We start from the raw sequence: 14,308 nt of genomic DNA, 5'->3' as shown, positions 1-14,308 counted from the left end.
TATTAATAGTGAATAAAATTTACGATTATGGCAGGGAATTCAAGAGAATCATAACATTCAATGACAAGAAATAACAGGAGTTATTCAAGTTAGAATACAGATGATCACCGGGTTGCAGCCATATAACTAAGAAGCACTATTACACATCAACATTCATAAGAAAAGATCGTCCTCTAAAGACGGTCTTTTTGCTTAAATATTAAAATAGATGCTTTTTATCTTAACAGTCACACAGAAATATGAAAAATAAAAACACAGAATATCACGGAAATTTTAATTCAGCCATCCAAAAATGTTGTCGGAATTTCAGAAACATTTGAATTTCACACAGAAAACTTATTACTTCTCTAATCAAAGAATTAACTATCTTTATCCAACATACATCTTACATAAAAAATATATATTTGTAAAAGGTATACTTTGACAGATTGCGCCAAATAATCTGAAAAATTAAAAGAAACACAAACATATTAATATTAGAAAATTATAATGGGAGTACTAGTAACCAACGAAACAGTAAAACAGCTATTTCATATTGCTCAGTCAATAGCGAAGGAAAATTATAATGCCACATACGGCGGTCCGCATATTCTGCAGGCCTTAATGCATAAAGATATTGGCCTCAGTGAATTCCTGAAAAGTATTGATAAAGATCCCGGCTACTTTTATGAATGGGCAGACGTCCGTATTGAAGACTATCCAAAAACAGCACATATTCCGGATGAGGTACGCCAAGATGAAGCTGTAGACACCCTTACAGAAGAAGCAGACGACATCCGCTTAAAATTGGGACTGGATGAGATAACACCCATCTGCATCCTCACAGCTATCGTAAAACCTCAGGTGATCTTTTCACTGCAACAGCTGAAATCGCTTCCTCTGAGAGAACATGAAATTTTCAATTTATATAGAAAAGACACCCCTTTCGCTGTATCCGAAGACGGTGATTTTTCATCACTTTTTTCAAACGGTTCGGATTTCACAGATTCATCATTTCCATCAATAAAAAGTTATTGTGTAGACAGAACAGCACAGGCCAGAAAAGGCGACCTTGAAAACATTATAGGAAGAGATAAAGAACTAAGAATGCTCGTTGAGATTCTTTGTCGCAGAAGCAAGCCGAATGTTATCATCATTGGAGAGCCCGGCGTAGGGAAAACAGCTTTAGTAGAAGGTTTCGCCATAGAAATCACCAAAGGAAATGTTCCTGAAATGCTGAAAAATGCAACCCTTCTCGAATTGGATACCGGAGCATTATTAGCCGGAACTTCTTATAAAGGCGAAATTGAAGACCGTCTGAAAAAAGTCATTACAGAATGTAAAAAAATCGAAAAGGCAGTTCTTTTCATCGATGAAATTCATACCCTTCTTGACCCGAAAGGAAGCATCGGAAATGTAGCTAACCTCCTTAAGCCCGAACTGGCAAGAGGCGAAATTACCGTGATAGGAGCTACAACACAGGAAGAATACAGAAAAATCATTGAACCTGAACAGGCTTTCAACCGTCGTTTTGAAGTTCTGACAGTCAATGAGCCGGATGAGCAGACCTGTGTGAAAATGATCGACGTGCTTCTTGACGGCTACAAAAAACACCATGGCATTGAAGTAGAAAAAAACTCCATTCCCGAATGTGTAAGACTGGCAAAAAGATATGCAAAAGGCAAAAAACTGCCTGATGCTGCAATTGACTTGCTAGATCGAACTATGGCTGCCATTAAAATGCTGGATGAGCTTTCAGAAAAAGAATTAGCAGACTGGAAAGAAACTTATGAGGCCATTTTAAAAGAAGAATTTACCGACAGCAAAGACCAGGCTAATGAACTCATCTGGAACTATAATCTTCTAAGAGATAAAATAAGTCCTATTCTTTGGGGATCACTAAACGAACAGCCTGTTATCGACAATTCCATGCCTGTTGACCAGATCCACAAGATCATTGATGATACCTACGTGGAGCTTTTAGAGCATGCAGCTGTAAAAAGAGAAAAAGTTGACCGCCTGGAACTGGCAGCAGTAATGGCGGCAAAAACAAATATTCCGATTGGGAAGATCCAGGCTCAGGAAAAAGAAAAGCTTCTGAATATGGAATCCCTTTTACTGAATAGAGTAGTAGGACAGGATCATGCCTTAAAGATCCTATCAGATGCTATTGTTGAAAATCGAAGCGGACTGAATAAACCCGGGCAGCCTATAGGATCATTCTTCCTTCTGGGACCTACTGGAACTGGAAAAACCGAGCTGGCAAAATCTATGGCAGAACTTCTTTTCAATGATGAGAAGGCTATGGTACGTTTTGATATGTCTGAATTTAAAGAAGAACATTCCGCAGCGTTACTGTATGGAGCGCCTCCGGGATATGTCGGATATGAAGAAGGAGGAATGCTGGTTAATAAAATTAGGCAGCAGCCGTATACTGTTGTTTTATTTGATGAAATTGAAAAAGCCCATCATTCCGTTTTTGATGTATTCTTACAGATCATGGATGAAGGAAAAGTTCATGACAAATTAGGAAAAGAAGGGGATTTCAGCAATGCCCTGATACTGTTTACTTCAAATATCGGAAGCGAAGAGATCGTGAAACAATTTGAAGAAGGAAAAGTTCCGGAATCGTCTTCACTGATGCAAATCATGTCTAATTCAGGAAGATTCAGACCGGAATTTTTAGCGAGGATCACAGAGATTATTCCTTTTGCACCGATTACGGAATCTATTGCGGAAAGAATTTTTAACATCCAGCTGAGATCACTCCATGCTTCACTGACAAGATTGGGAATGACCTTAAAAATCAGTGATGAAGCAGTGAAAAACCTTGCATTGGGAGGATTCAGCAGCAAATACGGAGCAAGGCAGATCTCCGGCGTAATCCGTGCACAGCTGGCAAGACCGATTTCTAAAATGATTGTAAGGGAAGAAGTGAAATCTGGGCAGACTATCCATGTAGACTGGAATAATGAAGAAGAAAAACTAAATTGGAAGGTAGATTAAAATAATATAAAGAAAGCGGTACTCTGATAAGATTTGTATGATAGCTTTCTTGCCAATAACCAGAAGAAATTAAAATGAAAACTGTATTCAAAAATATTTTTACAGGACTGTTGCTGGCAGGGACTTTTGTAACAGTGAACGGACAGTTTCTTGCGGCTTCCGATACTTCGGAAAGCAGTGTGAAAAAGTACAATAATATTATCAATGCGAATAAGGAAATCGTTGAATTTATAGAATATTCATTGGTACAAAAGGGGCTGCCAAAACATTTAAGAAATCTGGCCCTTATTGAGTCGCATTTCAACAGAAATATAACCTCAGGTGCCGGAGCAGTAGGAATATGGCAGTTTATGACCTCCCATGCCAATCAGTACGGGCTTACAGAACAAAACCGCACGGATGTCTATAAAAGTACCAAGACAGCTGTAGTTTCCCTGGCGAATCTCTACAGAAAGTATGGCGATTGGATTACCGTTGTCGCAGCTTATAACTGTGGTGAAGGAAATATTGGCAAAGCGATGCAGAATGCAGGTTCAACACAATATCATATATTTTCTAAATATCTTCCTGGTGAAACAATCAATCACGTTAAAAAATACCTGAATGCCTGCTATGCAACCGGCGAACTGGAGAGTGTGCTGAACAACTATAACTCTTCAAGACTCAATAAAATTTTCTTTACAGAAGGTGGAAGCGGTAAAAATAATGCTGCGCCGCTTCAGGAAACAGAAATCAACGCCGGATTTAATCTCGATGTCATTGCTGATGAATTGGATGTGGAAATGAATGAAATTCTGGCCTGGAACCCCGGAATCGTCGAGGAACTACAGAAAAAAGGAGAGAGCCCTCTTTATCTTCCTACCGATCTCATGCCGGATTTTCTTTTGAAGAAAAATAAAATTCTTTCCCGTTCTATAAAAGAAGGAAACCGTATACAACAGCAGTAAAACCTGAACAGTATATCATAATTTAAACCGTAACATTTTTAGTGGCGGTTTTTTTATGTCAATAGATATTATAATCCTTGTTAAGGATAGGCTAATTGTTCTTAAAAATTCTTAATATTTCTCTTTTAAGTGTGAAATTGCTGTTGTAGATGCTGTTGTGGGTTAGGTCTAAAATATTTAAAATCAATCTATTGTAGTTTATTTTAAATCTATTGTAGTAGAATTACTACAAAATTTCAAATTTACATTCAAAAGCTTTTTTATCATAATATGACGTTATATATTTGTTATACAATCAATCACCAAATCACAAAATATTAACGATTAAAATTTACCAATCATGGCAGCAAATTCAAGAGGAATCTTAAAATTCAACGGAGGAGAAGGGCAGAAGCTATTAAAGCTTAACTACAGCGTATCAAGATCAACAGACGTATCTGGACGTGTAGCATCAGACCCTTCCAATGCCCTAATCAAAATTACAGTAGAAGCTACTGAAAAATCTGACATCCTTGAGAGCTTATTGAACGGAAAATATAAGCCCACAACAGGAGAGGTTACTTTCAACAAATCTCATGAAGAAGGAACACTGATTACTTTAAACTGGACCAATGGCTATGTGATTCAGCACCAGGTAGAGTTCGATGCAATAGATGAAAACAGTATGCTGATCAGTTTTGTTGTAAGTGCAGAAACAATTGACTACGGTAATTCTAAGTTTGAAGGCCTCTGGCCTTTGGAGGGTAGATAATCTGAACATCATCTTAGTAAAATAAATTGGTACAGAATAGTGTGTTCGCAAGAATACACTGTTCTGTTTTGCCGTTTCTGGACAATGGACCAAAACGGTCTTAACACAGTTCTTATATAAGCCGGTTGTGTAAGGATTGATAGGCTGTCCCTATTGGAAGCCACTGGAAACTATTCAAATTTATGATATAATTAAACAAAAAAATACATATTATGTTTAAGAATGATGAATCGATAAAGATACAGAACCCACAAACCAGTATAAAAAATACCGCAGAAGACCAGCTGAAAGATGCTGAAGTTATTGCTGTACAAAAAGTAGATGATAGGCATCAGAAAGCGGATGAAGCCATTAAAAAATCTGCAAAAAAGGCTCAGGATATTTATTCCGGCACCTCTCAGGGTTCACAACAGTTTATGAATCAGAACTTGGTTCCCAATCATCCATCTGTTACTGAAAACAAAGTATGGTCAAAGCAACCTACCTCCAAGATACACAATGCACAGGCTATTCCCGAAAGTATGATTGTGGGGATTAACCGCGTTGTGATGCTGGATATTGTGATAGAAGGCCAGATGATTAAGCACTTCAAACATTTTAAGCTGATTCAGAGTGCTTTGAAACATCATGAATTCAGTCTGATGCTGGCGCATGATACTTTGGGCAGCGCAGAAAATCATAATTTACGGGAAGCACAAAACTTTTTAGGAAAAAGAATTACAGTAGTATTTAAATATAAAGATATTGAACAGGGGCCTGAGCGCAATTTTGTGGGAGTTATTACAGAAGTGGGATTCAGTCAGGAAAAAGGAAGCCTTGGAAATATTGTTCTAAAGGGTTTCAGCCCGACAGTGCTGCTTGATGCGGCACCTCATATTCAGAGTTTCGGAGGCGGGCAGGAAGTAAGTCTGAACAGTATTGCTGATCATGTGATAAAAGAAGGCCTGGGACAGGATAAATTTGATTTCAGGGTAGATGCCCATCACGGCAATGTTTCTTACAGCTCTCAATATGAAGAAACGCATTACAATTATCTGGCAAGAATTGCTGAAGCGTATGGTGAACAGTTTTATTATGATGGTGAAGTTCTTCATTTCGGGAAGCTCCCGCCACAGGAAAAACCTGTAAAGCTTACCTATGGGAGCAGTGTAAGCGATATTGCGATCAGGATGAAAGCTCAGCACGTTAGTCCGAGTTTTTATGGCTACAACAGCAGTAAAAATGAAAAACTGACTGCCGGAAGCTCAAAAATCAGCCATACTTCGGATATTGCTAAACGGGCTTATGAAATATCAGAAAGAACTTTTAAGACACCTTCTTTAAGAGTTGCACCAATTAAGGCTACATCATTTATGGATATTGATGCATCCCAGAAAGGAACAGCAGGGAGCAAAGCATCAGAGGTTTTCATCACTTCAGGATCTACAACGGTCCCGTTCTTATATCCCGGATGTACAGCAGATATCGAAATGCGTAAAACAGATACCAATGATACCTCATATTTTACCAAATTAATGATTGTAGGGGTTACCCATGAAGTAGATGCAAGAGGTTATTATGATGGCGTTTTTGAAGCTATTGCTGCAGACACAGGATTTATTCCCCGCCCTGAATTTGAAGCTCCGAAAGCAGAACCGCAATTTGCTAAGGTAGTTTCCAATACAGACCCGATGAATCAGGGAAGAGTGAAAGTTCAGTTTGACTGGCAGGGAGGACAGGATACCACTGAATTTGTACGGGTAATGACACCAGATGCGGGAAGTAGTGATAAAGTAAGCAAGAATAGAGGATTTATGGCCATTCCTGAGGTTGGAGATCAGGTCATTGTAAATTTTGTTCATCAGCACCCGGACCGTCCGTTTGTTATGGGAGGAATGTTCCATGGCGGAATCGGGTGTGGAGGCGGAACCGGTAATAACATAAAAAGTTTAAGCAGCAGAAGCGGAAATAAATTAGAATTAAATGATGGTGAAGGTTCTGTTTTTCTGACCGATCAGGGCGGTGCCAATATGAAATTTGATGGAGCGGGAAATGCAGAGACCAATGCCAATAATAATAAAACGGTAAACGTAGGAAGTAATAATACGGTAAATGCTGGCAGTATGAGTTCTGTTAATGTTGGAGGAAAAGAAGGTGAAGGGGCCAATTCAGTTTTAAAAATGGATGCCAGTGGAAACATATCTGTGGAAGGAAAAACAAAAATTGAATTAAAGGTGGGAGAAAACAGCATTACGATCACCAAAGAAGGAATCACTATTTCTGCCAAAGAAGGAATGCTGGATTTGAATTCGTTACAGAATGCTTTACTAGTAACACAGGATAAGCTGAGCATTCACAGTAAATCGATCACTTCAATTAATGCAACAGGAGATCTTTTTATTACCGGAAGCAAAGTTGATATTAACTAGTGTTGGGCAATTTATTCTAAAAACTTAGCAAGGCATGACATTGGAACCGAATAATGAAGAAAATAATGACTTATCAGGATTTAAATATGCCTGGTATAAAAAAGCAGAGTATCATATCAATATAAAATCCTATCTTACATTAGGAACAGGAAAAGCCAACCAGACGGAAATAGAACAAGACTGGACCCTATTGCCGGGTGAATACAACCACATCACTGTGGAGTCTTCTAGCCAGCGGTATATTCAGTCAGATGGGCAAATGCAGCCTTTTTATGAAATCCTTGAGAAAATAAATAAGGCAACAGAGGTAGTAAAATTATCTTTGAATACGGATAAAAGCATTAATGAAGTCACCAACAAAAATGAAATTTTAAGTAAATGGGAGGAGATAAAAAAAGACTTACATTTCTTTGAACTGGTAAAAGAGAGTTATAAAACTTTTATTCAGATTTATGATAAAGAGTTTAATAATATAGACCGTAATATTGGGCGGAATTTATTGTACCAGATTATGTTTTACCCTTTACCGGTATTCGCAGGAGGGAGTTTTACAGATGAAATCCCTCTAAGAACTACTTTATCAACGCTTTTTCCCGGAGAGGAACTGATATACAGTTCTGCATACGGAATTTCAAAAAATGAAGAAGGGGGTTATACTGTTAAGTTGGACGGGAAAAGTAAAGGGAATGAATCCAGGTTTGAAAATATATATCAAGATAAATATCAGAGAACCCTGGGGAATCCTTTGGAATATAAATATGCAATAGAAGGAGAATATATCTATAATGAAGATTCGGTATTATCTGAGATCATATTCCATGTGAAAGAAGAACTTAATGAAAAAATGATTTATGTCTGCAGATATCATGTAAGATTAAATAAAAAATAACAATTAATTCACTGTCACTATGAGTCAATTATATATCGCACAAGGCACTCCGCTTATCTGTAGTAAAGGCAGAAGGTTGATAGGAATTGGAGTCAGTTCCCAGTCTTCGGTAAACTTGAAAAAAGGGGCCAAACTAATGGCTACGGAGGATGACCGTTTTAAAGACAATTTTATTTGTCCTGAAATGATGATAGCCGGAGCTTTAGCTGGAGTTGCTGTAGCAGCAGCTTTTTCCGGCGGACTTTTGGTTTTGGCTGCAGCAGCCTGGGCAGGGAGTGCCCTTATTGATGACTGCCTGAATATTTGCTCATTTCTATGCAAAGGAAGCGATTGGAAAAACACCCATCCAAAAGTAAGAATTGAAAATAAAAAACCTTTACTGCAAAATTCCAGCTTACATTGTTTCATAGGAGGAGAGGTTACTTTTCATTTACCGGTTGTCCAATTACAGGAAGCTGTTATTGCCAGTAAAATGGCACAGGATTCTTACGAAGATAATAAAGGACAAAATACTACTATAGACGGATACACCCGCATCAATACCGATGATCAGAATGAATTGGATAAATTATTCGGCCCCGGAGTATTAACGGAAAAAGATTTTAATACAAATAAAGATAACGGTTTCTTTTCGTCTTTGTACTATAACAAAAATACTGGGGAATATTTTGTGGCTTTTAGAGGCTCGGAAGCCGGTGATCAGTTTATAAAAGACTGGGTAATAGAAGATGGAGGGCAAGCCTTTGGCTTTAATACACCTCAGATAGAAAAGACGAGAAACCTTGCCAAAAAGATGAATGAGGCAACTAACGGAAAAGTAAAATTTACGGGGCACTCGTTAGGAGGAGGAAATAGCGCAATGGCTTCCTACTATACAGGACTTCCTGGTTATACTTTCAATGCAAGAGGGGTACATAGTAATACCCTGAAGTATCTTGATGAAAAGAAAGCTGTAGGATCAACTTCAAATATCATCAACTATAGTACAAGCAATGATATCCTTAACGGATTGCAAAATAACAGGGAAGGATTACTTGCTACATTGGCATTTTCAAGAATTCCCGGACTTAATAAAATTGCCATAGTAGGTGGTCTTACTGGAGCCGCACCAAGAGCTTTAGGAGAACAAAATGAAATCTTCGGATATATTGAAGACAATGAAGGGCTTGGTATTAAAACCTTAGGGAGCGGACATGGTGCGTATGCAGATGCACTTCAGGCTATGGTAGCCAATATTAATACAGATGTTGTAGCAAATAATTCATAATATGAAACCAATTATTTTACTAATACTTTCCACCATGACATTTTTTTCCTGTTCAGATTTTAGTCTCAGATCTCGTAAAAAAGAAAATAGAAACCAGTATCCTCCTTCAAAAATGTTCAAAGGAGACGGTTTATTAGCTGCTCAAAAAATGTTTGATGGTGATATTGCCGGTATGGAGCAGGTTATTAAAGAAAAAAACATTGATCTTAACAAATTACAGGAAGAAACAGGATATACATTGCTTATGTATGCTTCTATCATTGAAAACCTTAATGCAATGGAAGATCTCCTGAAATTGGGTGCTGATCCTGATATTATAGTTCCTAATGAAGGATTAGAGTCTCCTTTAAATCATGCAGTAGCCCTTAATAACTATGAAATGCTTAAATTGCTTTTTAAGTATAAAGCTAATCCTAATCCTGCTTTAGGAGATTCCCCGCTATGTGACGCTATGATGATTGGAGGGCTTGAGAATACTGAAAGAAAAATGATCGATTATTTGATTCAGAATGGTGCTGATATTAATAATATCTCTTTTAATGGAAGTAATATTATGGAAACAGCAGCAAGAGATGATCTAAACCTTGCTATTTATTTTTTAGAAAAAGGTGGGCAGCCTGTTATTTCTGGAACGAATATTTGTCCGGTGGCTGGCTATATTCAGTTCGAGGAAGAAAATCAAAGGAAATTTAATAAAACGGAAAATTTAAATGAAATATTAGCATTTAAAAAACAGTTGATTGAAAAATACAATGTTCAGTTTCCTTACCAAAAAGATACAATAGAAGAGGCAAAACTCAGGATCAAGCTTTATGAAAACCTGAGCCCTAAAGATAAAATATCAGTCAATTTCAAAAAGAATTACGGTGAAAACCGTTATCAGGAAGATTTGGCTATTGTAAAAGGAAAATAAAGACAACCGGAAACAATACTTTAATAAAATATAAAAATCAGATCCAGCAGGGTCTGATTTTATTTTTATATTTCTCATAATAGTGTAAAAATATAAAGAAATTGAGCTCTCTTAAAAGCATCATTTCTACTTTAAACAGACATTTACAGTATTATGTTAAATCAAAAGTCGTAGAATTACTACATCAAATCGTAGAATTACTACAATATTTCAGATTTACATTCAAAAACTTTTTCTTTACCTGTATCGATTCTATCTTTGCTCTGTAATCAATCACTATTCACATTATATAACAATTAAAATTTACAAATCATGGCAGCAAATTCAAGAGGAATCTTAAAATTCAACGGAGGAGAAGGTCAGAAACTATTAAAGCTTAACTACAGCGTATCAAGATCAACAGACGTGTCAGGACGTGTAGCATCAGACCCGTCAAACGCATTGATTAAAGTGACAGTAGAAGCTACTGAGAAATCTGATATCTTAGAAAGTTTATTGAACGGAAAATATAAGCCGACAACAGGAGAAGTTACCTTCAATAAATCTCATGAAGAAGGTACATTAACTACTTTGAAGTGGGAGAACGGATATGTGATCCAGCATGAAGTAGATTTCGATGCGGTTGACAGCAACAGTATGCTGATCAGCTTCGTAGTGAGCGCAGAAGTTATCACTCTTGGTAACTCTGAGTACCGCGGAATGTGGCCTTCATCAGGTCATTAATAAGACCCAAGTCTTTTAGTGAAAAAATAACATCAGGACAGAGCAGCAGAAATGCTGTTCTGTTTTTTTATGACAATCTTACAATACTTTTAAACAGCATATTCTAAAAACTTATAACCCGAAAATATTCCTATTTTCTTATATTTGTTCATTATAGACATTATGGACGCAACACAAGATAAAAGACTCTTTCTCATCGATGCTTATGCGATGATATTCAGAGGATATTACGCATTGATCAGGAATCCCAGGCTGACCAGCAAAGGTTTGGATACCTCTGCTATTTTCGGTTTTACCAATTCCCTGATCGAATTGATCAGAAGAGAAAAGCCGACCCATCTCGCAGTAGTTTTTGACGTAGGACAGGCAAGTGTAAGAACGGATGACTATTCAGATTATAAGGCAAACAGAAGTGAGACTCCTGAAGCAATCAAAATAGCTGTTCCATACATTTACAGAATTTTGGAGGCAATGCATATCCCCATCTTAGGAGTAGAAGGTTATGAAGCGGATGATGTGATAGGAACCATTGCCTGCAAAGCAGAAAAAGAAGGTTATACCACTTTTATGGTAACACCCGATAAAGACTTTGCCCAATTGGTTACAGATAAAATTAAAATCTATAAACCAGGTTTAAAAGGAGGTGACATAGAAATTCTTGGAGTAGAAGAAGTAAAGGCAAAATATGAGATAGATGACCCTAAACAGGTCATCGACTTTCTTGCAATGATGGGAGATGCGGTGGACAATATCCCCGGACTAGAAGGAGTGGGAGAAAAAACAGCCATGAAATTCCTTAAAGAATTTGGGAACATAGAAACCCTGCTTGCAAACACCGATAAGCTGAAAGGAAAGCTGAAGGAAAAAGTAGAAGCTTCGGCAGAACGCGGAATTTTATCTAAAAAGCTGGCAACCATCATCTGCGATGCACCTATAGAATTCCATCAGGAACAATATGATCTTGATACCCCGGATTTCGAAAAAGTAAAAGAAGTTTTTGACGAAATAGAATTCAGGAGATTATATGAAAACCTGTATCGGGCATTTGCTTCTGCACCGGCAGAAACTGTTATTGTAAGTGAAGTGGAAATGACACAAACCTCTGTTGGTACCGAAATAAAAGGACAGGTAATGCAGCTTGACCTGTTTGCCAATTTTGAAGAACTGGATCAGGCGACTTCTACCAAAACATCCATCGACAAGAGCGACCATCTATACCAGTTTGTGAATAATCCAAAAGCACAAAAGATATTGGTCAGTAACTTATTAGAGCAGAAAGCAGTCTGTTTTGATACAGAAACCACTTCACTGAACGAATTGGAGGCAGAGCTTGTAGGAATGAGTTTTTCCTATAAAAAAGGGCTGGCTTACTATGTCCCTTTATCCGAGGACAAAGGAGAAGTGCTTCAGACACTGGAAATTTTCAGACCGTTCTTTGAGAAAGAAGACCTGTTGAAAATTGCTCACAATTTAAAATTCGATTATAAAATATTAAAGCAGTACGATATTACAGTAAAAGGGGCGATGTTTGATACCATGATTGCCCATTACCTGCTGAATCCGGACGGAAGACACGGAATGGATTACCTTTCCGAAGTCTATCTCAATTATAAACCGGTCTCCATTGAAACCATTATCGGGAAAAAAGGAAAAAATCAGGGGTCTTTCAGAGATGCAGACCTGAGAACACAAACCGATTATGCTGCGGAAGATGCCGATGTAACTTTCCAGTTGTACGAGCTGTTTGCTCCACAATTAAAAAAAGAAAACTTGGAAGACCTTTTCTTTAAAATAGAAATGCCTCTGATGGAAGTTCTTGCTAAAATGGAACTGGCCGGAATTTCACTCGATGAAAAATGGCTGGCCCAGGAAAGTATCGATCTTGAAAATGACCTGAGACAGCTGGAAACCAAGATTTTTGAACTTTCCGGAGAAGAATTCAACATGAATTCCCCCAAACAGCTTGGAGAAATCCTGTTCGAAAAAATGCAGCTGGATCCCAAAGCCAAGAAAACAAAAACAGGACAGTATGCAACTTCAGAAGATGTTCTTCAAAAGCTGAGCTCAAAACATGAGATCATTAAGCATATCCTGGAATACAGAACCTATCAGAAGTTGAAATCTACCTATGTAGATGCTTTGCCTTCCCAGATCGATAAGCATGACAGCAGGGTACATACCAATTTTTCCCAGACTACTGCTGCTACAGGACGTCTGGCAAGTGTAAATCCCAATCTTCAGAATATCCCGATCAGGACACTGCGTGGGCAACAGATCAGAGGAGCTTTTGTTTCTGGAGAAGGAAAAAAGATCATCTCTGCCGATTACTCTCAGATTGAACTTCGCCTGATTGCCGAAATTTCAGGAGAAGAAAATATGATTAAAGCTTTCCAGGCCGGAGAAGATATTCACGCTTCAACAGCTGCCAAACTGTTTAAAATTCCTCTGGAAGAAGTTTCCAAAACCCAGAGAAGCCAGGCAAAGACCGTGAATTTCGGTATTATCTACGGACAGGGAGCCTTTGCGCTGGCAGAGCAGACCGGACTTTCAAGAACGGAAGCCAAGCAAATGATCGAAGCTTACTTTGAAACCTATCCAAAACTAAAAGAATATATGGCAGAGCAAGTCAGTAAAGCCCGCCAGATAGGATATGTAGAAACGATATTAGGAAGAAAACGTCATTTAAAAGACATCAATTCCAATAATTTCGTGGTGAGAGGACATGCAGAAAGGAATGCCGTCAATGCACCCGTTCAGGGAAGTGCAGCAGATGTTGTAAAGCTAGCCATGATCAAAATTGATAAGGAACTTAAAGAACAGCAGCTGCAGACTAAAATGCTTCTTCAGGTGCATGACGAACTTATATTTGAAGCTCCGGTAGACGAGATTGAAGCAGCTTCAAAATTAATTAAAACTGAGATGGAAAGCGCTTTGGAAACACAGGTGCCTTTATTGGTAGAAGTGGGAGTAGGGAATAACTGGCTGGAAGCGCATTAAGAAAATATTGTAAAATTAAAATAAGGTGGGTTTTAAATTTAAACTCACCTTATTTTTTTGTCCGAACTTGGGATAAAGATTGCTCGATCTGGCCTTTTAAAATAAAAAAGAAGACTAAAAGCTTTAGTCTTCTCAACTTTCTGCATAGTACAGAAAATTTGTAATCATTTTTCACCTCATCGATTTTACCTTCGTCTCTGGTTTTTTAAGGCCTGTATTTAAAAAGAATGACAATTCATTCAAATCAATACCAGATAAAGATAAGAAGTTTAAATTTCCTGTGAAATACTACTTTTGTATTATTTTTAAGAAAGTTTTGTAAAATCAGCCCATGTGGCAATATACTCTTTCCTGATCACACCAAAATTCAGAAGGATCACAAAAACCTTCAGCAGATTCTTATGATCCTTTATTAAAGCCCTTCTCAC

The 14,308-nt window shown here is 37.7% G+C and carries 9 protein-coding genes; all 9 read left to right on the top strand.

Annotation, left to right across the window (positions count from 1 at the left end; genetic code table 11):
* Positions 1 to 489 precede the first annotated feature (489 nt).
* The 9 genes from DRF60_RS11195 (at position 490) to polA (ending at position 13,880) form a co-directional block, all read left to right on the top strand.
* A complete protein-coding gene (locus tag DRF60_RS11195) occupies positions 490 to 2,985 on the top strand; it encodes an ATP-dependent Clp protease ATP-binding subunit (protein WP_116012147.1) in 2,496 nt (831 codons plus the stop codon).
* Between the two features lie 74 nt (positions 2,986 to 3,059).
* Positions 3,060 to 3,932, top strand: coding sequence for a lytic transglycosylase domain-containing protein (locus tag DRF60_RS11190; protein WP_116012146.1), 873 nt, complete (start codon positions 3,060 to 3,062; stop codon positions 3,930 to 3,932).
* 340 nt (positions 3,933 to 4,272) lie between these two features.
* A complete protein-coding gene (gene tssD / locus DRF60_RS11185; RefSeq protein WP_185144586.1) occupies positions 4,273 to 4,683 on the top strand; it encodes a type VI secretion system tube protein TssD in 411 nt (136 codons plus the stop codon).
* A gap of 212 nt (positions 4,684 to 4,895) precedes the next feature.
* Complete coding sequence (locus DRF60_RS11180) at positions 4,896 to 7,091, top strand: type VI secretion system Vgr family protein (RefSeq protein WP_116012144.1); 2,196 nt, start codon at positions 4,896 to 4,898, stop codon at positions 7,089 to 7,091.
* Positions 7,092 to 7,125: 34 nt separating this feature from the next.
* Positions 7,126 to 7,980 (top strand): hypothetical protein, encoded by an 855-nt coding sequence (locus DRF60_RS11175; protein ID WP_116012143.1) that lies wholly within the window; start codon positions 7,126 to 7,128, stop codon positions 7,978 to 7,980.
* Positions 7,981 to 7,999: 19 nt separating this feature from the next.
* Positions 8,000 to 9,247, top strand: a complete 1,248-nt coding sequence (locus tag DRF60_RS11170) for a PAAR-like protein (RefSeq protein ID WP_116012142.1) — start codon at positions 8,000 to 8,002, stop codon at positions 9,245 to 9,247.
* Position 9,248: 1 nt separating this feature from the next.
* On the top strand, positions 9,249 to 10,160 hold the full coding sequence (locus DRF60_RS11165) for an ankyrin repeat domain-containing protein (protein WP_238640192.1): 912 nt from the start codon (positions 9,249 to 9,251) through the stop codon (positions 10,158 to 10,160).
* A 312-nt stretch (positions 10,161 to 10,472) separates the two neighbouring features.
* Positions 10,473 to 10,883 carry a type VI secretion system tube protein TssD gene (gene tssD, locus DRF60_RS11160; protein WP_174772298.1) on the top strand — a complete coding sequence of 137 codons (411 nt, stop codon included), beginning with the start codon at positions 10,473 to 10,475 and terminating at the stop codon, positions 10,881 to 10,883.
* A 162-nt stretch (positions 10,884 to 11,045) separates the two neighbouring features.
* On the top strand, positions 11,046 to 13,880 hold the full coding sequence (gene polA / locus DRF60_RS11155; RefSeq protein WP_116012141.1) for a DNA polymerase I: 2,835 nt from the start codon (positions 11,046 to 11,048) through the stop codon (positions 13,878 to 13,880).
* The last annotated feature ends 428 nt before the right edge of the window (positions 13,881 to 14,308 follow it).

Source organism: Chryseobacterium elymi (genome assembly GCF_003385495.1).
GTDB lineage: Bacteria > Bacteroidota > Bacteroidia > Flavobacteriales > Weeksellaceae > Chryseobacterium > Chryseobacterium elymi.
This window is presented reverse-complemented; position numbering and strand designations above follow the sequence as displayed.

Bases quoted from the DNA above. Each gene is read 5' to 3' on its own strand.
- DRF60_RS11195 (WP_116012147.1), top strand. From the start codon at position 490: ATGGGAGTACTAGTAACCAACGAAACAGTAAAACAGCTATTTCATATT.
- DRF60_RS11190 (WP_116012146.1), top strand. From the start codon at position 3,060: ATGAAAACTGTATTCAAAAATATTTTTACAGGACTGTTGCTGGCAGGG.
- tssD (WP_185144586.1), top strand. From the start codon at position 4,273: ATGGCAGCAAATTCAAGAGGAATCTTAAAATTCAACGGAGGAGAAGGG.
- DRF60_RS11180 (WP_116012144.1), top strand. From the start codon at position 4,896: ATGTTTAAGAATGATGAATCGATAAAGATACAGAACCCACAAACCAGT.
- DRF60_RS11175 (WP_116012143.1), top strand. From the start codon at position 7,126: ATGACATTGGAACCGAATAATGAAGAAAATAATGACTTATCAGGATTT.
- DRF60_RS11170 (WP_116012142.1), top strand. From the start codon at position 8,000: ATGAGTCAATTATATATCGCACAAGGCACTCCGCTTATCTGTAGTAAA.
- DRF60_RS11165 (WP_238640192.1), top strand. From the start codon at position 9,249: ATGAAACCAATTATTTTACTAATACTTTCCACCATGACATTTTTTTCC.
- tssD (WP_174772298.1), top strand. From the start codon at position 10,473: ATGGCAGCAAATTCAAGAGGAATCTTAAAATTCAACGGAGGAGAAGGT.
- polA (WP_116012141.1), top strand. From the start codon at position 11,046: ATGGACGCAACACAAGATAAAAGACTCTTTCTCATCGATGCTTATGCG.